The 22,531-nt window shown below is 44.9% G+C and carries 19 protein-coding genes; 12 read left to right on the top strand and 7 right to left on the bottom strand.

Annotated elements, in window-relative coordinates:
• Positions 1-456: 456 nt before the first annotated feature.
• Positions 457-726 (top strand): GlsB/YeaQ/YmgE family stress response membrane protein, encoded by a 270-nt coding sequence (locus JGK20_RS03445; protein ID WP_293177765.1) that lies wholly within the window; start codon positions 457-459, stop codon positions 724-726.
• 296 nt (positions 727-1,022) lie between these two features.
• Here the strand turns inward: JGK20_RS03445 and sppA are convergent, their stop codons facing one another.
• The 3 genes from sppA to JGK20_RS03430 all read right to left on the bottom strand — a co-directional run bounded on the left by sppA (position 1,023) and on the right by JGK20_RS03430 (position 5,028).
• Complete coding sequence (gene sppA / locus JGK20_RS03440; protein WP_293229351.1) at positions 1,023-2,843, bottom strand: signal peptide peptidase SppA; 1,821 nt, start codon at positions 2,841-2,843, stop codon at positions 1,023-1,025.
• A gap of 386 nt (positions 2,844-3,229) precedes the next feature.
• Positions 3,230-4,279, bottom strand: coding sequence for a type 2 isopentenyl-diphosphate Delta-isomerase (fni, locus tag JGK20_RS03435; RefSeq protein WP_293214251.1), 1,050 nt, complete (start codon positions 4,277-4,279; stop codon positions 3,230-3,232).
• Positions 4,280-4,344: 65 nt separating this feature from the next.
• Positions 4,345-5,028: an SDR family oxidoreductase gene (locus JGK20_RS03430; RefSeq protein WP_293214249.1), complete on the bottom strand. Its 684-nt coding sequence runs from the start codon at positions 5,026-5,028 to the stop codon at positions 4,345-4,347.
• A 78-nt stretch (positions 5,029-5,106) separates the two neighbouring features.
• Between JGK20_RS03430 and JGK20_RS03425 the strand changes: the two genes are divergently transcribed.
• Together JGK20_RS03425 and fghA are read left to right on the top strand one after the other, a co-directional pair.
• Positions 5,107-6,216 (top strand): S-(hydroxymethyl)glutathione dehydrogenase/class III alcohol dehydrogenase, encoded by a 1,110-nt coding sequence (locus tag JGK20_RS03425; RefSeq protein ID WP_293190009.1) that lies wholly within the window; start codon positions 5,107-5,109, stop codon positions 6,214-6,216.
• 90 nt (positions 6,217-6,306) lie between these two features.
• On the top strand, positions 6,307-7,161 hold the full coding sequence (gene fghA / locus JGK20_RS03420) for an S-formylglutathione hydrolase (RefSeq protein WP_293229349.1): 855 nt from the start codon (positions 6,307-6,309) through the stop codon (positions 7,159-7,161).
• A gap of 139 nt (positions 7,162-7,300) precedes the next feature.
• Here fghA and JGK20_RS03415 read toward each other — a convergent pair whose 3' ends face one another.
• Complete coding sequence (locus JGK20_RS03415; protein ID WP_293190013.1) at positions 7,301-8,215, bottom strand: branched-chain amino acid transaminase; 915 nt, start codon at positions 8,213-8,215, stop codon at positions 7,301-7,303.
• Between the two features lie 308 nt (positions 8,216-8,523).
• Between JGK20_RS03415 and JGK20_RS03410 the strand changes: the two genes are divergently transcribed.
• Positions 8,524-8,892: a Lin0512 family protein gene (locus tag JGK20_RS03410; protein WP_293177745.1), complete on the top strand. Its 369-nt coding sequence runs from the start codon at positions 8,524-8,526 to the stop codon at positions 8,890-8,892.
• A 273-nt stretch (positions 8,893-9,165) separates the two neighbouring features.
• Here the strand turns inward: JGK20_RS03410 and JGK20_RS03405 are convergent, their stop codons facing one another.
• Complete coding sequence (locus tag JGK20_RS03405; protein ID WP_293177742.1) at positions 9,166-9,582, bottom strand: hypothetical protein; 417 nt, start codon at positions 9,580-9,582, stop codon at positions 9,166-9,168.
• A gap of 78 nt (positions 9,583-9,660) precedes the next feature.
• The gene (locus JGK20_RS03400; protein ID WP_293177739.1) at positions 9,661-9,963 is read right to left on the bottom strand and encodes a hypothetical protein; all 303 of its coding nucleotides are present in this window, start codon (positions 9,961-9,963) and stop codon (positions 9,661-9,663) included.
• Between the two features lie 144 nt (positions 9,964-10,107).
• On the opposite strand from JGK20_RS03400, the gene JGK20_RS03395 reads away from it, so the two are divergent.
• From JGK20_RS03395 to JGK20_RS03385, 3 genes are all read left to right on the top strand, one after another.
• The gene (locus JGK20_RS03395) at positions 10,108-10,572 is read left to right on the top strand and encodes a YqhA family protein (protein ID WP_293177736.1); all 465 of its coding nucleotides are present in this window, start codon (positions 10,108-10,110) and stop codon (positions 10,570-10,572) included.
• 198 nt (positions 10,573-10,770) lie between these two features.
• Entirely contained in the window at positions 10,771-11,010 is a 240-nt protein-coding gene (locus JGK20_RS03390; protein WP_293177733.1) for a ChaB family protein, read from the top strand.
• A 404-nt stretch (positions 11,011-11,414) separates the two neighbouring features.
• A complete protein-coding gene (locus JGK20_RS03385) occupies positions 11,415-12,134 on the top strand; it encodes a methyltransferase (protein WP_293229346.1) in 720 nt (239 codons plus the stop codon).
• A gap of 123 nt (positions 12,135-12,257) precedes the next feature.
• On the opposite strand, the gene JGK20_RS03380 is transcribed toward JGK20_RS03385, so the two are convergent.
• The gene (locus JGK20_RS03380; RefSeq protein WP_293224867.1) at positions 12,258-13,358 is read right to left on the bottom strand and encodes an iron-containing redox enzyme family protein; all 1,101 of its coding nucleotides are present in this window, start codon (positions 13,356-13,358) and stop codon (positions 12,258-12,260) included.
• Positions 13,359-13,667: 309 nt separating this feature from the next.
• Here JGK20_RS03380 and JGK20_RS03375 point away from each other — a divergent pair, with 309 nt between their 5' ends.
• The 5 genes from JGK20_RS03375 (at position 13,668) to JGK20_RS03355 (ending at position 22,494) form a co-directional block, all read left to right on the top strand.
• Complete coding sequence (locus JGK20_RS03375; protein ID WP_293177724.1) at positions 13,668-14,228, top strand: Uma2 family endonuclease; 561 nt, start codon at positions 13,668-13,670, stop codon at positions 14,226-14,228.
• A gap of 336 nt (positions 14,229-14,564) precedes the next feature.
• Positions 14,565-15,623 (top strand): potassium channel protein, encoded by a 1,059-nt coding sequence (locus tag JGK20_RS03370; protein WP_293177721.1) that lies wholly within the window; start codon positions 14,565-14,567, stop codon positions 15,621-15,623.
• Between the two features lie 470 nt (positions 15,624-16,093).
• A complete protein-coding gene (locus tag JGK20_RS03365) occupies positions 16,094-19,378 on the top strand; it encodes a BPTD_3080 family restriction endonuclease (RefSeq protein ID WP_293190029.1) in 3,285 nt (1,094 codons plus the stop codon).
• A complete protein-coding gene (locus JGK20_RS03360) occupies positions 19,362-19,769 on the top strand; it encodes a DUF5615 family PIN-like protein (RefSeq protein WP_293229344.1) in 408 nt (135 codons plus the stop codon). Before JGK20_RS03365 ends, JGK20_RS03360 begins: the two co-directional genes overlap by 17 nt.
• Entirely contained in the window at positions 19,762-22,494 is a 2,733-nt protein-coding gene (locus JGK20_RS03355; protein ID WP_293229343.1) for a site-specific DNA-methyltransferase, read from the top strand. Before JGK20_RS03360 ends, JGK20_RS03355 begins: the two co-directional genes overlap by 8 nt.
• Positions 22,495-22,531: the final 37 nt, after the last annotated feature.

Raw genomic sequence — 22,531 nt, 5'->3', positions numbered from 1 at the left:
GCCAACTTTCCTAATTTGACAAAAATATTGTAATTTTTTTACCAGTAAAACACAAAAAGTCCCAGAAAAATTTTTCCTATTGCCCTTCGGCTTTGAGCATAGGTACCTTTCTTCCTTAGAAAAATTTGGTTGTACCAACCGCACCCAACGGTTGGGACGTTCTGAAATTGCACTTTATATGAGTAGTCGATTGCTTCTGTCCTAAATAAATAAAGCCTTCTATCCTAGATAATTAAAGGCTTCGTTCTTAGTTGTGCGCTCTACGTTATGCATTCTTAGTTGTGCGTTCTTCAATAACTCTTTTGACATATTAAAAAGCCTTAAATTAGGACGATTCATGAGAAATTCTACCTCTATCGGTTCATCCCTACGGTAGAGGAAAGGACGGGATATCAGTTGTTATTCTTAGAACATAAGACAAGGCAGACGAAAGTTAAACACTCAGGAGAAAAAGAAATGGGAATTATTGCTTGGATCGTTTTAGGACTGATTGCTGGTGCGATCGCCAAAGCCATTTATCCGGGAACTCAAGGTGGCGGTTTTGTCGCAACAACAGTTTTAGGAATTATCGGCGCGCTGGTGGGAGGTTATTTAGGCCAAGTCTTTGTGGGGACTAGCGCGGGAGCATCCTTCGGAGCATTAACTGTACCCAGCATAGCTTTTGCAGTCATCGGCGCGATCGTGGTACTTTTCATCTGGGGATTGTTGACTCAGCGTGCTGCATAATAAATATTTCCAATTCCCAGTCGATCGTATAGGGTATTCATAAACCCGGTTTCTTGAGGAAACCGGGTTTTTCAATATCGGAGTCGGCGGTTGAAACTCGGCGGTTGAAACTCGGCGGTTGAAACCGCTACTACACAGACAAAACCCGCCGACGCGGGTTGAAGAGTAAAGACAAACTCGGCGGTTAAACCCGCCGACGCGGGTTGAAGAGTAAAGACAAACTCGGCGGTTGAAACTCGGCGGTTGAAACCGCTTCTACACAGACAAAACCCGCCGACGCGGGTTAAAGAGTAAAGTTAATTAATCCGCAAGTCGAAAGGTAAGCGAACGTAAATCCCTTGCGGGTCATTCATCGACTTGATAACAGCCAATTCATCCTGCATTTTCTTAACTTCTGCACTCAGCGGATCGAGTTTGGTGGCTGGTTTCACAACGCGAACGCCGGATATTCTTTCCAAAATTTGCTCTTCCAAACTGCGGCGTTTTGGATATTCTTCTAACTGCCAATCGTCGCCTAGCTTAGCTTGCTTAGCTGCTTCTCTAACGGCATCTTCTAGGCCGCCAATTTCATCGACTAAGCCCAACTGTTTCGCAGCCGTACCAGACCAAACTCTGCCTTGAGCAATTTCTTGCACCTTGTTTTTTGGCAGTTTGCGGGAGTCGGCGACTTTGGTGATAAATCGATCGTAAATGCGATCGACTATTCTCTGAATATTCGCCAATTCTTGAGGATTTTTGGGGCGGGAAACCGTGTTAGTATCCGCAAAACGGGCGGTTTTTACCACGTCCCAAGTTATGCCGTTGTTAGCAGCCAACTTTTCGGCATTGAATAGCATCCCAAAAACGCCGATGGAACCAGTAATCGTACTGGCTTCGGCAAAGATTTTGCTAGAACCCATCGAAATCCAATAGCCGCCGGAAGCTGCTAAATTGCCCATCGATACGATAACTGGCTTTTTTTTGCCTGTCAGCGCGACTTCGCGCCCGATGACTTCCGCAGCCGTCGCGCTGCCTCCAGGGCTGTTGACGCGCAGAACTACTGCTTTTATGTCGTCATCTTCTCGGATTTTACGCATTTCTTCAGCGATGCGATCGCCCCCTACTTGAGTCGGGCCGCCTTCGCCGTCTACAATCTCACCTTCAGCGTAAAGGACAGCAATTTGGTTTTTCTTGTGAGCGCGAGTAGAGTTTTTACTCTCAGCAACTCTTGCGTAGTTTTTCAAACTTATTTGCTTGAAAGATTTATCTTCTGCATCGGTTCCTGTTAGTTTTTTCAGTTCTGTTGCAATTTCATCAAAGTAGACAACTTTATCAACTAACTTGCCTTTGAGAGCTTCGTTAGCCATCAAAGTTCCGCCATTATCTGCAACTGCTTGCAGTTGGGGAACGCTCAATTTGCGGCTCGGCCCGACAGTTTTTAAGTATTCGCCCCAAATATCTCCCAGCAATTTTTGAGTTTGCTGGCGATTTTCCGGGCTCATTTTTTTGAGCAAAAACGGTTCGACGGCTGACTTGTATTTACCGACGCGAGTGACTTGCACTCCGAGGCCGTATTTCTCGAAAGCACCGGTTAAGAACATTGCTTGACTGCTAAAACCGTTGATTTCAAGAGATCCGTAAGGATTCATCGCAATTGTGTTAGCAACTGAACCGAGGTAATAATCTCGCTCATTCCAGTCCATTTCGTAAGCAAAAATGGGTTTTTTGGCATCTCGGAAACGCTGTAATGCCGATCGAACTTCTTTGAGATTAGCAAACCCGCTGCTGCTGGAATCCGAACTGCCTTCGAGATACATCCCCACGATTTTCGGGTCTTTTTTCGCAGATTCGATCGCATCTAAAACAGTCCGCAGCGTCACAGCATCCCCGGATTCATCCGAAAGTGCTTCTTGAATCGCCGCGCTCGTGCTGCGGCTCGGTTTGCTATCGGTGATATTTAGAGAAAGGTCTAATACCAATACAGACTTATCTTTAACTTGCGGGCCTGAATCTTTAGACGACGATGCCGCCAGAGCAATTAGCAGTACCAGTCCTCCCAATCCGATGCCGCCCAGCAGCAACAATCCCAGGAAGGTTCCCAGCAAACTTGCACAAGTATATTTTAGGAAATCTTTCATTTAGATAATTAGTCAGTTGACAGTTGACAGTTGACAGTTGACAGTTGATAGTTGATAGTTGACAGTTGATGGTTAACAGTTACAGTTGGTAATTGGTAATTAGCAGTTGGTAATTAGCAGTTGTTATTTGTTATTTTTGAATCTCTCCCAATAATCAGTAACTACTGACTACTGACTACTGCCAACTGCCAACGGGAGCATCTCATTTTTGAAAAAAGCATTTTTTATATATAGTGCGAGCGTCCCCGCTCGCGAGTATTATACCGCTCGCGAGCGGAGACGCTCTATAAATGCAAAACTGAGATGCTCCCACTGCCAACTGCCAACTGCCAACTGCCAACTGCCAACTGCCAACTGTCTACTGCCAACTGCCAACTGACATACTTTTATCTTAACCTTTCCAAAACCCCAGAATGTTTTAACTCATCTAAGTTAGCGCAGCCCGTACAAAACATCACAGTAGCGATTTCTGCAATTAAAACCTCAGCTAGAACACCTGCTGCTGATTCCGATGCTGCGGCTGCTTCCAGAAACGGCCGCGCCAGCCCCGCCACATCCGCGCCGAGGGCGATCGCCTTGGCTGCATCCAAGCCGTTTTGCAAGCCCCCAGAGGCAATCAGGGGAACATCCGGCGCTACGGCGCGGGTGCTGACAACGCACTCGGCTGTCGGAATTCCCCAGTCGGCAAAGGTGGCACCCAACCTGCGCTGCTTGCTGTCTTTGGCTCGCTCTCCTTCTATTTTGGCCCAAGAAGTGCCTCCGGCTCCGGCAATGTCGATCGCGCTTACCCCAGCCGATCGCAATTTCTGTGCCATTTTTCCAGAAATACCGTTGCCTACTTCTTTCGCAATCACCGGTACTGGTAATTTATCGCACAATTTAGCAATTTTTTCGAGCAGTCCTTTAAAATTAGTATCGCCTTCAGTTTGAACGCACTCTTGCAGCGGATTGAGGTGTAAAATTAGGGCATCTGCTTCCAGAATATCGATAATTTTTTGACACTCTTCCAAACCGTAATTGTAGTTTAATTGAACCGCTCCGATATTAGCAAATAGCAGAATATCGGGAGCGCGGCGGCGCACTGCAAATGTAGGAGCAAGTTGAGGGTTTTCTACGATGATGCGCTGGGAACCGACTCCCATCGCCAGTTTGTATTCCTGAGCGACATCGGCGAGGCGATAATTAATGGTCTGGGCTAGTTCTGTGCCACCTGTCATTGAGGAAATTAGCAGCGGAGCGCCTAGTTTTTTGCCGAGAAATGTGGATGTGAGATCGATTTGGGTGCGATCGATTTCTGGCAAACAGCAGTGAGTAAAACGGTAGTGTTCCAGTCCGCTGGTAGTTTCGCGAAATTGTACGTCTTCTTCGAGACAGATCCTGAGGTGGTCTGCTTTGCGGGTTTCGGTTTGCGAGGGCGAGGTTAATGGCAAGTTCACAGTGGCTGTTGGGGGAAAGAGTTATTAGTTGGATCATACAGGAATCTTATTTTACTATTTTATTGTTATCCTGGAACGGTCATCGGCATTCCATTATCCGAAGGTTTCAATTTCAGTAAAAAAGGCACTGCTTTTTGCACCCATGCTTTGACAGGCGTATAACTTGCCGCGTGTTCTCCGAAAGAAATTTCCAGCATATCGGTGTGAATTATGCCCGGATTCAAAGGAATCGCTGCCATGCCTCGCGGGAGTTCTTGGGCGAGCGATCGCGTCAATCCTTCGATCGCCCACTTAGAAGCGCAATAGGGCGCGACTTCCGGCGAAGTTGACCTTCCCCAACCCGAACTAAAGTTGACAATTATGCCACTTTTTCGAGCAATCATTGCCGGGACAAAGTGGCGAATCACATTAGCTGTACCTTTAATATTAACATCAATTACCTGAGAAAATTCTTCGCTGGTGATATTCCAAAGAGGCGCGGAATAATTAGTTATAGCTGCATTGTTAATCAGCAAATCTGGCAGTTGCTGCTTTGCCAAAATTTCTGTAGCCCAAGCTTTGACTAGCTCGTCGCTAGCGACATCCAAACAAGTAAAATGATGGGGCGCGCGATATTTTTGTTTTAGTTTTTCCACTGCTTCCGAAGAGCGGGCGCATCCTAAAACTGTGTGTCCCAATTCAATAAACTTTTCGGTCATCGCGAGACCGAGACCGCGACTGACTCCGGTAATTACAATTAATTTTGTCATAGAATTGGTGCAATTTTTAGATTAAGTAATAGAATACATATTGACGGAGCATTTAACAAATCATCCCAGGGGGAAAGCATGAAAGTAAAAGCAGCAGTTGCTCGCAGTGCCGGCCAACCTTTGACCATTGAAACGGTCGATCTAGATGGGCCGCGAGATGGTGAGGTGCTGGTAGAAATTAAAGCGACGGGTGTTTGTCACACCGATGCTTATACTCTTTCCGGCGCCGATCCCGAGGGTTTGTTTCCGGCAATTCTCGGCCACGAGGGAGCCGGGATTGTTGCGGAAGTTGGGGCGGGAGTGACAAGTGTCAAAAAGGGCGATCGGGTAATTCCACTTTACACTCCCGAATGTCGCAACTGCGCGTATTGTTTGAGCGGCAAAACGAATCTCTGTCAAGCAATTCGCCTCACTCAAGGGCAAGGCGTAATGCCCGATGGCACGAGCAGATTTTCAATTAATGGCGAGAAAATTTTCCATTACATGGGAACTTCTACCTTTGCTAATTATACAGTATTGCCAGAAATTGCGGTAGCGAAAATTCGCGATGACGCTCCCTTTGACAAAGTTTGTTTGATTGGCTGCGGCGTTACAACTGGCATCGGCGCTGTCATCAATACTGCCAAAGTAGAACCAGGTTCTAATGTCATAGTTTTTGGTTTAGGCGGCGTGGGTTTGAATGTAATCCAAGCAGCGCGCCTGGTGGGAGCCAACATGATTGTCGGCGTAGATATGAATCCCGACAAACGAGCAATGGCGAAAAAATTCGGCATGACTCACTTTGTAAATCCCCGCGAAGTTGAGGGCGATTTAGTGCCTTATTTGGTAGATTTAACCAAAGGCGGAGCTGATTACACTTTTGAATGTATCGGCAACGTTAATGTGATGCGCCAAGCTTTGGAATGCTGTCACAAAGGTTGGGGTGTGAGCGTGATTGTTGGGGTAGCGGGAGCCGGGCAAGAAATTAGCACCCGCCCGTTTCAATTAGTAACTGGTAGGGTGTGGAAAGGCACGGCTTTTGGCGGCGCCAAGGGCAGAACCGATGTTCCGAAAATTGTTGATTGGTACATGGATGGTAAAATTGATATTGATAGTTTGATTACCCAGATTATGCCGATCGAGCAAATTAATGACGCCTTTGATTTGATGCACCAAGGAAAAGTAATACGCACAGTTTTAACATTTTGAACAAAAATATTTCTCTCTTCTCTCTTCCTCTGCGCCCTCTGCGCTCTCTGCGGTAAAAAAAATCTAATTCACAAATGAAATAAAATTAACATGATCTCAAAATCCCTAAAACTGGAAAAACAATATAAAAGTTTGGGTGGCAAACTCGGCTTTTACAGCCATCAATCCTCAACCTGCAACAGCGAAATGAAATTCACTGTCTACCAGCCACCACAAGCCGAATCACAACCCGTACCAATCCTCTATTACTTGTCAGGATTAACCTGCACGGAAGAGAATTTTATGGCAAAAGCGGGGGCGCAACAATGGGCAGCCAAATATGGGTTAATGCTGGTGGCGCCCGACACTAGCCCGCGCAATACTGGCATTCCTGGGGAAGCGGACAATTGGGATTTGGGAAGCGGCGCGGGTTTTTATGTGGATGCGACAGCCGCACCTTGGAATTCTCACTATCGAATGTACAGTTATGTGGTTGATGAGTTGCCGAATTTAATCGCGTCAAACTTTCCGGTGATACGTGAAAAACAGGGAATTTTCGGGCATTCGATGGGCGGACACGGGGCTTTAATTTGCGCGTTAAAAAATGGCGATCGCTATCTTTCTGTTTCGGCTTTTGCGCCTATTTGCGCCCCTGTCCGCAGCCCTTGGGGACAAAAAATATTTGGACACTACCTCGGTGGCGATCGGGAGAATTGGAAGGCTTGGGATGCTAGCGAATTAGTTTTGGAACAGCAATACAAGCGCCCGATTTTGATTGACTGCGGTACGGATGATTCGTATCTAGCTGACGGGCAATTGTTGCCGGATGCGTTTGCGGTTGCTTGTGCAAAAGTGGGACAGATGCTGACTTTAAGGATGCAGGAAGGTTACGATCACAGCTATTATTTTGTGGCGAGTTTTATGGAGGATCACATTCGCCATCATGCGGCTGCCTTGTGCGAGTAAAAAAGTGACTCGGCGGTTGAAACCGCGACTACACACACGAAGTCTGCCTCCGCAGACTAAGAGATCGAGGGGGTATTTAACCGGATTTGGTATTTAACCAAATCCGGTTAATTTACTTCATGGATCCTTGAGTATCGCGTTAATTCAGACTAATCGCAAATACCCACTCTTTGTACTTGCTATCGCGATTTTCGATAATCCCCGTCAGTTTGTCCAAAATCTTTTCGGTGATGGGTCTGTTTTTAGGCAATTGATAGTTTTCTACTCGGTTAATTGGCGTAATTTTGGCGGCGGTTCCGCACAGAAAAATCTCGTCTGCAATCAACAGTTCTGATTTGTCAACTGGTCTTTCTGTGACTTCAATCCCCAAGTCTCTGGCGATGGTGATTACGCTGTCTCTGGTGATTCCTTCGAGAATATCTTGCTCGAAACCGGGAGTAACTAATTTGCCGTTTCTGGCGACAAATATGTTCATCCCAGAGGCTTCGCTGACTTTTCCTTGGGTGTTCATCATAATCGCTTCGTCGAAGCCGGATTCTACTGCTTCTGTTTTAGCTAGGGCTGAGGTGATGTAGGCGCCGCTAATTTTTCCTCTTAAGGGTAAGCTGCGGTCTTCTTGACGGTACCAAGAGCTAATTCTACAGTTGACTCCTTCTTTGGGTAAGTAGTCGGAAAGTTCTAATCCGTAAACAAAGAAGTCTGTGTCTACGTTGTGCAGTCTGGGGGCTATTCCTAAACTTGATGTGTAGATAAATGGACGGATGTAAAATGATTTTGTTGGCTGATTTTTTTTAACAAAATCAGTGATTACTTGTTGGATTTTGTCCGGGGGAATATCGCAGTGGAGGAAGCTGGCACTTTGACTTAATCTTTGACAGTGACGGTCTAATCTAAATAGTAAGATGCGATCGCCATTTTGGGGGTCTGGAATTCCTCGCAACCCGCCTAAAACTCCGGTTCCGTAGTGCAGGGCGTGGGTGGCGATGGAGATTTTGGCGTCGGTAAATGGGAGAAATTGGTTTTGAAAGTAGGCGATGGGGAGAAAACTATCCATGATTCAAGCTGGCGATGAGTTGGGCAGTCCGCGAGGAATGGTGATTTTGGTTATATTACCATAAGTTATGCGATTTTAGATTTGGGATTTGGGATTTTAGATTGACAATGACTGATTAACTATGGTTATGAGATTGTCGGTTGTTTGATTGTTTTTTTTGAACTAAGATGATTCTTGTGTTGTTATAACGATTTATAAAATAATAAAAATTGCGGTCGGTTTGGTTGATAATTGTTTTGGTAAAGAGTGCGATTCTTTTCTGTAAGCTTCGCTAACGACTATTCACAAAAATCAAGGAAGGGGCAACTGTGGCACGTAAATGTTTCATCATTGAAATGGGGATGGGTATCGACCAGCACGGGCAGGAACCTACTGTGGCGGCGGCTAGGGCTGTACGAAATGCGATCGCCAATAATGCTCTGCTAGGCGTCTGGGAAGTGGCGGGTTTGACTGACCCCAATCAGATGATTGTTGAGGTAAAGGTGGCTGTTCCTTACCCGGAACAAGTGCGGCCGGATGATGTGTTGGCGGTGCTGCCTTTTGGTAGCAAAACTCTGATTGTGGAGCAAGGGGGCATGATTGTGCCAGGAAGGGCGATCGCCTCTCTGAATGATAAAAATGATGAAATGTTAATCGCTGTGGCGGCTGTGACTGTTTTTGTGGACAATCAGCAGTAACTAATAGTGTGTTGTTTGAATAAATCGGCGGGCGCGCAAGTGCGATCGCCCGTCGGTGAGAAAATTATTAATTTAGCCTAAGTTTAACAGCAGCAAAAATAGAGTCCGATCGCGTGAAAGTGCGATCGGACTCTAGCTAATTATTGCGGCTGAAGGACTGGATTATTAGACCTCCGGGCTAGAAGCCCATCCCACAAAAATCTTTTTTCTTGTGGGATGGGCTTCTAGCCCGTCCCAAAATTTGGTTAAAAGGATTTTTGCAAGAGGTCTATTCTAGTTGCTGGGGCTATTGCGAGTGTTGCTAGGGCCGCCGGCATCGTTATTGTTGCTGGGGACAGTAGAGTCGAAAGGACGGCCGCCCGGATTGGTATTGTTGTTCGGATCGCTCACAGGAGCTTCCGAAGAACGATCGGGATTGTTATTGTTGCTGGGGCTATTTGTAGAGTCCGAAGGACTGCCCCCCAAATCGTTAGTGTAGTTCGGATTAGTCGAGTCAAAAGGACGGCCGCCGGGATTGGTATTGTTGTTGGCGTCGATCGCAATCAAGCCCGCAGAATTAGAATTGTTCGAGTCGTTAGTCTGGCGGTTCAATTCTGCGAATCCGGGCACGGCGAGCAAGGAACTAACGCCGGCAATTCCGGCAACAGTAACCAATTTTACGAACAAATTTTGGCGATTTGGTGAAGTCATGAATTTCTAAGCCTCTATGTTTTCAAGTTTTCAATAGTACGCGCGTGCGAATCTATCCCGAGCGTGAATCGCCCGAAACTACCGACGAACCGACGCTGCATCGTCTTTTTTGCGAAACAAGTTGAGCAAACCTAACGCGCCCAAGGCACCCAGCCAGCCCAGATTGTTGGGGCGATCGCGCCGATCGCTCAAAACTCCAGAATTAGTCTCAGTCGGCGCCGAAGTTGTACCGCTGGTACCGGTTGTACCTGTCGTACCGCTAGTACCCGTGCCTGCACCGCCTCCCGACTGGGCAGAAGCAGGCACTGCTAAGGAAACCGTTGCTAAACCTAAAGTACAAGCCCCTGCTAAAACAACTTTCAACAATTTAGAAGATTTCATGGTTATGCTTGCTTTTGCCTTGTAGAGTCCTGCGATCGCTTTTGATTGCAAAACCTTATGGTCAAATTGACAACGGAACGTACAACTCTTTTCATATTCGCTACGGGATAATGAAGGTAAGAGAGCAAATTTAGTCCCGTTCCCTTGATTGTTTTTCCAATTGAAACTTACCCCACAGACTCAATAGTTTCTAAGCTATTACCTTTGGTCTACGGCGCGCTGGAAACAGTCGCTACCATCGGCCACATTCTAACTACAGGAGCGGTTTCCAGCGAAAACTCCAAACAACTGATTCTGTCCTTGATCGAAGTTGTAGATTTGTTTCTGTTAGCCACAGTATTTTACATTACTGCCCTCGGACTTTACGAGCTGTTCATTGACGAGCGCATAAAAGTACCCCACTGGCTGGAAATTCACAGCATCGAGGATCTCAAAACCAAGCTCACCAGCGTGATCGTCGTTGTATTGAGCGTATTGTTTCTCGCTGAGGTAGTTAGGTGGAAGGGCGATCCGAACATCCTTCCCTTGGGAGGGAGTATCGGTTTAGTAATCGCTTCGCTGACGTATTTTCTAAGTTCGCAGGTGAAAAAGCCGAAGTCAGATTTATAGCTGTGCGATCGGGTAAATTACCCAAATTCCGTGCCACCAGCAACGGCAAGCAAGTTCCTTTTTCTGAAACTAATAAATTTAAGATTACATCGGTCTTCGGACTGAGATAAATGCTGTCTTAAATTTGCTTTTAGAGAGAGGAAGGTAGTTGTTTATTCTATATAAAATAGCATTTATGTTAAAAAAAAGGAGACCATTATGCCAGAACAACAATTTGACACATTACCTTCAGAAGCACAAGAACTACCCCAAGGAGCGCAGAATATTTTTAAAGCGGCTTTTAAGAGCGCTAGCGAAGATGGAATGAGCCAAGATGCTGCTACTCGCGTTGCTTGGAACAGCGTAAAATCAGAGTATGTTCAAGGTGACGGCGGGTGGCATCACAAGGGCGACGATACTAACCAAACTCGCAAATCTGTACAGTCTGGTGGTAATTAGTCATTAGTCATCAGTCATGACTCAGAAGTGCGAGCGTCCCCGCTCGCGAACGTTATCAGTTCTATCGTGTCCGCTAAAATAACCTCGATCGGGTTTGAGCGTTGGGACTTGAGTCATCTCTCGTCTGATGAGGAATGAATTCCCAACGATCGAACCAATATGATTGAGGTTCGATCGTTTGGAATTAAGTCCGCATTTTCCGAGGAATTAAGTCCGCATTTTCCGAGTAATGAATTCCTCACTACCAACCAAGCAGTGTATTGATAAGTTAATAAGCATTGACGATCGCAGCAGATAAAATAGCAAGAGAGAGATTTAAAAAATTTATAAATAGCTCTTGCGACAGATGGCTGCCTTATTAGTTATTGGATACTTTGAGAACAGTAAACTTTGTTACAGAATTTATGCTCACTTCATCCCATCCTCTAAAACAGGTATTTCATTGCCCTGAAGAATCTGATTTTTACTCGCACTGCTTGGAAAGTTTAGTGTTAGATACCGCTGACAATTCTCGACTTATAGTAGAATTTGGTTCCGGAGAGGGAAGTCCAGTTATTAAGTCTTTGGTCAGAACTAATTTTGACGGAAAAATACAAGGATTTGAGTTAAATAAGGTTGCGTCGAAAATTGCTGAGTCTCAAATTAAGCAATATCAACTGAGCGAACAATACACTGTCCAAAATTGCTCTTTTTTTGATTCGCCTTTATATCAGTCGGCGAATTGTATAATTTCAAATCCGCCTTACTTGCCGGCGGCGGATGACAAGCTCTATCAGCCGCTGTTGCACGGCGGGACTGATGGTTCTACAATTGCTAAAAAACTTTTATCTTTGGGCTGCGACAAAGTTTTGCTGATGGTTTCGAGCTATTCTAATCCTGTGGGTTTGATCGATGATGCCTTGGATCGAGGCTACTCGGTGGTGAATTTTGAGATTGCACCTCTAACTTTTGGCTATTACAGTTCGGAACCGAAGGTGAAAAGCGCGATCGCCAATCTGCAAAAACAGGGCATGGCTTTTTATTCGGAAAATATCTATCTGCTGGCGGGAGTTTTGTTTCAGAAGCAGCAAAAGTCGCCCAGAGATTTGTCGATCGAGCTAATTCAGTTAATGACAGCCTTGTAAAATACAGCACGGATCGATCGTTCGTTGTTTTATCGGTGGGGGCGGGTTGATTAGATTGTGGGTTGAGTGGCAATTATTGTCTGTGAACCCGCCCCCACCCAACGGCAAATCCCCATCTACGTGTCAATTGTGTTCTGCTGCTTGGATCGATCGCACTACAGCCAACGCAGCCCGATCGCCGATCGACTTCTCCTGATCGTAGCCCAACACCAATTCCCACCCATCCTGCGGGTATTTGTCAACCAGCGGGATCGCCACCTCATCAAGCATCCAGCGCCCGTGACGCTCATCTTCTCGGATGTGGAGTTCCCAATAACCCATCGCAGCCTGGGACAACCCCAGGCGCTGCGCGGCGCCTAGATAATTGCGGTAAGCGACGGGCCCAGCCACCTCAAAATAAGTGAGTCCGCCGTTGTAGCGCAGAAAGTGGCGCTTGCGTTCGGTAAGCAGGAAGTTGTGGTTGATGCTGGCGAGCACTTCCCAAGGTACTAAATCGAAATACGCCTCCGGTTCCGTGCTCATCCCGAATTCTGCCATCATTTGGGCAAAATAGGTCGAGTGCTTGCGGGGTAAGCGACCGCCGCCGTATTCTTCGATCAGCACCCGCGTCAGGGTTGACTGAATTTCGTTGCCTGCCCCGCCGAGGATCCGGGAAAGACGGCTGGCTTCCACTAAACCGTCGAAGGAGGCGATCGCCAGCAGGTGTCTGTATCCCCCTTCAGTCATCTGTTCTCGCAGGTAGCGATCGATCTCAGACAGCGGAGGATCGACATCGACGGCTGCACGATCGCGCAGGGCTTGCTTGACATTCTCGATGTTTTGCACGGCTGCAACGTCGATTTGGGCGAATTCCCACTGCTGCCAAGGTTGTTCGATGCGATCGCGCACAGAACGCAAATAGTGCGATCGTTCGTTGTTGTAGCGGCGCAAGTCGTCGTACCAAAACAAGTTGAGGCGGTTGATGCGGTACAGTACGCGCTGCAAGAAACGGTGCGCGGCCTCATCGCCCTCCGGTTGCTGATATGCCGATCGCAGCGCCACGGCGATCGCGCTTTCAAAATCGCTAACAAGTAACGGTTTTGCAGCCACCGTCTTGTCTAAATCATCCACTAGCAGCAAATTGACAAATTGGCGATCGGCTGCTTCGTAATTTGGAAGTGCGGGTTGCTTTTTAGGAAGACTCGGCGAGTCAATTTTGGGGAGTAAATCTGCGGTATTTTGCATGGAATCAAGTTATGTTAACTCAGATTATTGTGCTGCCTGCCAAAACAGCCAACCGTTGCAGATTGCTGAGGATTCTGGCTGCTTATTTTCAAGATACCGAATCATTCAGCCGGACACACCTTTCTATTGATAGATATTTGTGAGTTTCCCTTCTTCTCTCCTCTTCTTTCCTCTTCTTTCGTGTCCTTCGCGCCTTCGCGGTTCGTCAAAAACAAATCCCACCAAAGTTATAATTTTTTATAACCCCTGTTAATATAGCTATGTTTCGATCGACTATAATCTAAGAACTAATTAGAGGAACGGTAAGTTATGGCTGTGCAGTTGCTCAAAAGACTTTTCACAGTAGAAGAATACCATCAAATGGGTAAAGCTGGGATTCTTTCGGAGGGCGATCGCCTAGAATTGATAGAAGGAGAACTTGTTGAAATGGCCGCTATTGGAACTCGTCATGCTTCCTCTGTGAGGCGCTTAGCCAGACTGTGCAGCCAAATTCCCGAAAATTTGGCTACTTTTGACGTGCAGAACCCCGTTCAGTTGAGCGATCGCACTGAGCCGCAACCTGATATAGTATTGCTGCAACCTCGCGCCGATTACTATTCAACCGCCCACCCCCTCCCATCGGAAGTTTTACTATTAATAGAAGTAGCTGACACTTCCATAGACTATGACAGAGATGTGAAACTTCCTATTTATGCCCGATCGCAAATTCAGGAAGTCTGGATAGTCAATTTACAGGAAAACTGCTTGGAAGTTTACCGCCAGCCGACTGTTAACGGTTACAGTTTAATGCTGAGGTTTTGGCGGGGCGATCGAGTGTCGCCGCTGGCTTTTCCCGAATTTGTAGTTAGTGTGGATTTGGCGATCGGCTAAATCAGGATTATACCATTTTAGATTTGAGATTTGAGATTTGGGAATGACTTAGTGGATATGGGTTTTAAGTTTGCTTGCAGTTGCATTATTTTTTGAATTCAGGATTATTTGCATTCTAGGCGAGCGCGAAAATACTCCTCATAAAAATTGCAGATCGCACTGCAATAATTGCCGCTCGCCAATTCCAGCAACCGCCACCTCTGCGACGGGATTGAAAGTCGATCGGGCGATTTGAGATTGTAGATTGTAGATTTACTCCGAGGAACCGGGTTTCTGCCTAAGTCTTGATATGCTTAAATTTGGTAGCAGGTAATAAATAATAGGTCAGGGCGATCGGTGTATTCAACTCTAGAGCAAAAGTACCAGCGCCTGCAAAAACAGTTAACGGGCGGCATCATCGCCCTTGGCGGCATTTTCTGCACGGGTACTCTTTGGTATTGGCTGGTGGAAAAATGGCCTTTGCTCGATGCCGCTTACATGACTGTATTTACTTTAGCAACTGTCGGCTACGGTGAAATTCACCCCCTCGGAAGACGCGGGCGAATGTTTACCATGTGCCTGATTTTGATGGGCGTGATGGTGATTGGTTATATCGTCAACCGCTTTACAGAAGCGCTGATTCAAGGATATTTTCAAGAAGGAGCAAGAATTAGGCAGCAGCGGCGTTTGGTGGATTCTTTGATCGAACATTACATTCTTTGCGGTTTCGGGCGCACGGGGCGACAGATTGCCTTGGAATTTGAGGCAGAAAATATTCCTTTTGTGGTGGTAGATTCGGCGCTACAGTCGGTGCAGGCTGCTTTGGCGTTGGGGTACACGGCGGTGCAGGGAGACGCGACACTCGATGAAATTTTGTTGAATGTGGGGATCGATCGCGCAATTTGCATAGTAGCAGCTTTGCCGTCGGATGCTGAGAATTTGTACACTGTGCTGTCGGCGAAAACTCTGAATCCGAAGGTACGGGCGATCGCCCGCGCCACCACAGAAGAAGCCGTAAAGAAGTTGCAGCGGGGCGGCGCCGATGCCGTTGTATCCCCCTACATTACGGGCGGCAAACGGATGGCAGCGGCTGCTTTGCGCCCTCAGGTGATGGATTTTTTAGACGGCGTATTGACGGGTACGGATAGTTCTTTTTATATGGAAGAATTTCTGGTAGATCCGAATAGTTGTGTCTACGTCGGAGAAACTTTGAGAAATGCCAAATTGCGATCGCAATCCGGGGCATTAGTGTTAGCAATTCGACGGGCTGGCGGCACTTTGATTGTCGGGCCAACTGGAGAAACTGCGATCGAAGGAGGAGATATGCTAATTTGTTTGGGCACCGCCGAACAATTGCGCGCCCTCAATCAAATCCTCAGCCCCCTAAGTTTTCGCATCCCCCGCCCTCCGAACTAAATTGAAGGACTAAAGTCCTCACTACAAACGGGTTTGTCGTCAAAAATGCCAGTCCTCTTTTGGGGCGGTTTCGGCGGGCGAAGGAGTTAACGCCGACGATCCTTGGGGAAGTTGGTGGGGTTGGGAGGTGCGATCGCTTTGGCAGATTTCACCTACGCAGGTTGGGAATGTCCCAATTGTGGGCCCAGGTTTAAGATTTCTGCTTTGTGGGTGCATGGCTGGTGTCAGCACTGTTTTATGAGGTTTGGGCAGATGAGCAATTTCCAGAAGTCCATCATTTTAGATAATATTTTATGTAGATATATAAATATAAGTAACTTATTTTCAGTTAAAATATAGATAAAAGGATGATTTATGATGGTAGTCTATTTGGAGGGAATTTGCTCTGACCTTGGGACAATTGGTTAGGGAATAAGGAATTCTCTATCATTGGCGATCGCTATGTCCATATAACAAGTATCAGGAAATAGATGAATCAAGTTGTCATTGAAAATCCTATTATTAACTCTGCCTTCTTGGAACCCAAGTACCACTTTCGCTTTGACGATGATGGTATTACCGATGAAATTCTCGAAGAGCGTCGCATCAGCCATTATTTTATCCCGATCGCCCAACCGAAGAAAAAAAGCAAGCAGTTTCAACAACTAGAGCTAAATCTAGGTGAATGGACACAAGACAGAGTAGCAGAAAACAAGTTTATTAACCAAATTCGCGATCGCGTTAGCCTGTGGAGACGTGGCGGCTATCTCTACGTTACCCCTACCACTAAAAAATTGTTGGCATATTGGACTAACCCCGATCGCGAACGTAAATTATATTTTTGCCAAATAGAAGCTTTAGAGACAGTTATCTATATCACCGAAGTTGCAAAAAAGTGCGGCGATAACTGGATTGAGAATCAACTCCGACAATTCAATGAAGATGCGAACCCGCTGCTGTTCCGCATGGCCTGTAAAATGGCGACAGGAAGCGGTAAAACAGTAGTCATGTCAATGCTGATGGCGTGGCATACTCTTAATAAAGCCGCCAACCCTCAGAACAATAAATTTAGCGATGCTTTCTTAGTAGTAGCACCAGGAATTACCGTGCGCGATCGCCTGCGGGTACTCCAACCTAATGATGCTGAAAATTACTACAAAAAACTTGACCTAGTACCACCAGATTTAATCCCAGAATTAGAAAAAGCTAAAATTGTTATTACTAACTATCATGCCTTTAAACTGCGAGAACTTAATTCAGCAGCTCGGTTAACTAAAGATATTCTCGCCCAAGGACAAAAAAGTGCTTTCACTGAAACCCCAGACCAAATGGTAAGGCGAGTTTGCAAAGGTTTAGGAAACAAGAAAAACATTATCGTGATTAATGATGAAGCTCACCACTGTTACCGTCGTCGCGTTGGTGATGACGATGCCAAGCTCAAAGGTGATGACCGCAAAGAAGCAGAAAAACGCAACGATCAGGCACAACTTTGGATTTCTGGCATTGAAGCTATAAAGTCAAAAATTGGGGTCAAAGTAGTTTATGACTTGTCAGCTACACCGTTCTTTTTAAAAGGTTCTGGCTATCAAGAAGGCAATCTATTTCCTTGGGTAGTTTCTGACTTTTCCTTGATTGATGCGATCGAATCAGGCATTGTCAAAATTCCCCGCGTTCCCGTATCTGACGACAACATGAAAGGCGAATTGCCTGCTTATCGCAGTATTTGGCCATTAATTCGCGATCAACTCCCCAAGAAAGGACGCAGTACCCAAGATGAAAGTAAATCATCACCCGAACCAAAACTTCCTAAAGAGTTAGAGGGAGCCTTAGAAAGTCTCTATAGTAACTACAAAAAAGCTTTTGAATTATGGGAACAGGACACAGAAGCTACTGACAGAGGACAAACACCGCCTGTATTTATCGTTGTTTGTAATAATACCAATGTCTCTAAATTAGTTTATGACTATATTGCTGGCTGGGATACTGGCAAAAAATATCCTGATGGTAGACCTGTTTTAGCTCCCGGTAAACTACCATTATTTAGTAACGTCCAAAACGAAAACTGGACAGCTAGACCTAACACGATTCTGGTAGACAGCGAACAACTAGAATCAGGCGAGGCGATGAGTGCTGAATTCAAAAAAATTACAGCACAGGAGATTGAAGAATTTAAAGCCGAATATCGACAAAGATATCCAGGTAAAGATCCCGAAAAAATCACACCAGAAGAGTTACTGCGCGAAGTATTAAATACCGTTGGTAAACCCGGAAAACTGGGGGAACACATTCGCTGTGTAGTCTCTGTTTCTATGTTGACTGAAGGATGGGATGCTAGTACCGTCACCCACATTTTAGGGTTAAGAGCTTTTGGCACTCAGTTGTTGTGCGAACAAGTTGTTGGACGGGGACTGCGACGGATTAACTATGCAGTGAATAAAGAGGGAATGTATGAACCCGAATATGCCGAAGTTTACGGTATTCCCTTTGCTTTTATCCCCTGTGCAGGTTCTAATAAAACACCCAAGCGGGGAACACTCCCTACCCGTGTTCGAGCTTTAGCAGAACGAAATGAATCTGAAATTACTTTCCCTCGATTGACGGGTTATCGCTACGACATTAGCAGGGGCAAATTAACAGCTAATTTTACAGATGTTTGTCAATATGTTATTTCTACGGCTGATTTGCCTACTCTTACAGTCAATGCTCCCATTGTTGGTCAATCCAGTATTCATACATTGGATCAATTGAAATCCCACAGAGAACAGGAAGTCGCTTTTTTGTTGGCAAAACTAACCTTAGAAAAGTATTTTCGATGGGATGGGAATCAGAAACCAGAAAAAACTACAATACATTTTTTTGATGCAGATGTACAAGCTTGGTTGTTTCCCCAAGTTTTGCAAATAACTAAACAGTGGCTCAAAGAATGTGTCCGTTACAAAGACAATACCTATCCTCAGTTGTTAATGCTGACTGAATTTGCCCACGATGCGACAGACAAGATTTATCATGCCATTGTGGAAGGAGAGTTGCGAAAATCTTTAAAGCCAATTCTCCGCCCCTATGATACTTTTGGTTCGACTCGCTATGTAGACTTTGACACCGCCCGTGCGGTTTATACGACTAACCCTCATAAATGTCATGTTTCCCATGTGGTACTCGATAGTAATTGGGAATCAAAGATGGTGCAATCCTTAGAACAAATGAATGAGGTTATCTCCTATGTAAAAAATCACAATTTAGGCTTTACTATTCCCTATACTCTCAATGGGGAACAGAGAAATTATTTGCCTGATTTTATTGTGCGAATTAATGATGGGCCAAAAGAACTATTGAATTTAATTTTGGAAGTATCGGGGGAAGCGAGAAAGGACAAAGCCGCTAAGGTGGCGACTGCTAGAACTCTTTGGATACCAGCAGTAAAAAATCACGGGGGATTAGGGCGTTGGGATTTCTTAGAAATATCCGATCCTTGGAATGCCGAAAAATCTATTCGGATGTATTTGTCTAAGCAGACAGCACAAACGGACACGAATATTAGTACCATTCAAAAAACCCCTGGTGTTTGTGGAGGTAACGCTAGGATACGCAATACACGCATTCCTGTCTGGACAATTATTTCTTTTTACAAACTGGGGGCATCTGATGAGGAAATACTGAGGAATTATCCGGGGTTAACTCCCGCAGATTTAAGATTAGCTTCGTCATACTACGAACAGCATCAAACAGAAATCGATCGAGTAATTGCTGCCCAGGATGACGATGATGAAGATAGCTAGGCTTTACTCTAACGAAAATTTCCCCCTAGATATCGTCAACAAACTTCGTTATCTCGGACATGATGTGTTGACATCCTATGACGCAAAACAGGCTAATCAAGGAATTCCCGATGATGATGTTCTCAAGTTTGCCCATCAACAAGAGCGGGCTGTGATTACGCTCAATAGGCAGGATTTTATTGAACTACACAAGCTTGTCAAAGAACACAGTGGAATTATCCTGTGTAAAGAATGTCAAGGAGATTTTGATTATGAACAACAAGCCTTAAAAATTCATGAATTGATTTTAGATTTCAGTGAATTGAAGTCTCGATTGTTTCGAGTACAAAAGCAGAATATCAAAGGCTGTAAAATTCAAACATTTATCTATAAGGAAATAACTAATGCCTAGGAAAAAGAATGACAAATCTACACCTATTGATAGTGTGAAACATCAGGATAAACGGGCTAATATTCCTACTGAAGAGTTGCGTGATTTTATGGCTGACGACGAGAAAAAACCTCAAAAAGTTCTCTATCCCCGCGATCCATCTTTAGATCCGCAGTTGGTGTGGCAGGGGAAAGACGAACAGGACAGTCAGGATTTAGAAGTGCCTGCTGTGCCGATTTATATTCAGGAGAAAATACACCCCCATGCGATTATTGAGGATTTCAAGAAGCAGGTTAAAAAGGAACAGCCAGCGGAACAATTAAGTTTATTTAGTGATTTTAATGGCTTAGAGTTTGACCAATTAATTGACTTTTATCAGCATAAGGATGGGGTGAAGTGGGCTAACCGGATGATTCTGGGTGATTCGCTGTTGGTGATGAATTCTTTGGCAGAGAAGGAGGGTTTAAAGGGTAAAGTGCAGATGATTTATCTTGACCCGCCCTATGGGATTAAGTTTGGTTCTAATTGGCAGGTTTCGACTCGGAAGCGAGATGTTAAAGATGGGAAGGCTGAAGAAGTAACAAGGCAACCGGAACAGGTGAAAGCGTTTCGGGATACTTGGGAGTTAGGGATTCATTCTTATTTGAGTTATTTACGCGATCGGTTGGTTGTAGCAAGAGAGTTATTGACGGAAACTGGTAGTATCTTTGTGCAGATTGGGGATGACAATGTGCATTTGGTTCGGTGTTTGATGGATGAGGTTTTTGGGAGCGAAAACTTTATTAGTCAAATTTCTGCTACTACTAAAGTTTCTCTAGGCAGTAAATACATCGCTGGGGTTCAAGATTATATTATTTGGTACTCCAAAAACAAAGAAAGTGTTAAATATAGACAGCTCTATGAAGAAAAAAATTTAGTAAGCAATTCTGAATTTACTCTAGCACAGGATATTGATGGTAATCATCAGAGATTAACAACTGAAGACAAGCAGGAAAAAAGTCATATTAGCGATAACTTAAAAATTTTTCAACGCATCGATTTACTTGCGACTGGTTGGGGAGCTAGTACAAATTTTCCTATTGATTATCAAGGCGAAAAATTTTATCCATTAAGGGGCAAAAGCTGGAAAACGCATTTGCCAGGAATACAAAGATTAAAATTAGCTAACCGAATAATTAAACTAGGTGGATATCTTAGATATAAATCTTTTTTTGATGATTACCCTGTTAGCCAAATTACAAATGTTTGGGCAAAAACGGCTGGTGGTTTCTCGGAAAGCAAAGTTTATGTAGTTCAAACAAATCCCAAAATAATTGAAAACTGTCTTTTAATGACTACAGATCCCGGTGATTTAGTATTAGATCCAACCTGCGGATCTGGAACCACAGCGTATGTTGCCGAACAATGGGGAAGACGTTGGATTACCATCGACACAAGCCGTGTTGCCTTAGCACTAGCTAGAACTCGCCTCATGTCTGCTAAATATCCCTACTACCTACTAACAGACTCCCCTGAAGGCATCCAAAAAGAAGCCGAAATCACTAAACAACTGCCATCAACACAACCTAAGACAGACAACGCAATCAAAAAAGGCTTTGTTTATAAGCGCGTTCCTCATGTTACATTGGGATCAATCGCCAATAATCCAGAAATTGATACTATCCATGCCAAATGGCATTTACAACTAGAACCAGTTCGCACTCAATTAAACCAGTTGCTCAAAAAATCCTGGGAAGAATGGGAAATTCCCAGAGAATCCGATGCCAAATGGTCAGATGAAGCTAAAGAATTAATAGCTAAATGGTGGCAACTCAGGCAACAACGGCAGAAAGAAATCGATGAATCTATTGCGCGTAATGCCGATACCGAACTACTCTATGACCAACCTTATGAAAACAATAAACGCATTCGGATAACTGGCCCGTTTACTGTCGAAAGTCTTTCACCTCACCGCATTCTTTCTACTGATGAAGCATACCCAGCCTCAGAACAGGAAGGCGTTACCCAAGCATCAGATCAATTTGAAGTCAGAATCATTGACAACCTGAAAAGGGCAGGAATCCAAAATACTTTAAAAAATCAACGCCTCAAGTTTGAAAATTTAGAGTATTTAGAATCTCATGCGGGTACTTACATTCATGCTGTAGGCGAGTACGCAGAAAGCGATGAAACCATCAAGCGGGTAGCAGTCCACATCGGGCCAGAATACGGCACTGTCAGCGTTGATGATATCAAAGAAGCTGCCAAAGAAGCTGTTAAAGGCTTGGGGAATGATGTATTAATTGTCTGCGGTTTTGCCTTTGAACCTAATGTTAATGAAGAAGCAAAACGTTATGGCAAATTGCAAGTTTTAATCACTCGCATGAATCCTGATTTGTTACTGGGTGATGAACTGCTCAAGAAAACAGGGGCTGGTAATTTATTTATGGTATTTGGCGAACCAGATATTGAGTTAAAACGCCAAAATGGTCAGCTAGTAGTCACCTTAAAAGGCTTAGATATTTACGATCCGACTACAGGAGAAATTCGCAGCAGTTCGCCTGATGATATTGCTTGTTGGTTTATTGACACTGACTACAATGAGGAAAGCTTTTTTGTGCGTCATGCCTATTTTACAGGTGCTAACCAACCTTATGAAAAATTAAAGCGGGCGCTGAAAGCAGAAATTGATGAAGATGCTTGGAGTCAGATGTATTCTACTACTAGCCGTCCTTTTGATTCTCCCAAAGGCAAGAATGAGTGTTAAAAGTGTATGAAAGTCTTTAGAACTTTTGACACTTCAC

The organism is Microcoleus sp. PH2017_05_CCC_O_A (assembly GCF_020738785.1).
GTDB lineage: Bacteria > Cyanobacteriota > Cyanobacteriia > Cyanobacteriales > Microcoleaceae > Microcoleus.
This window is presented reverse-complemented; position numbering and strand designations above follow the sequence as displayed.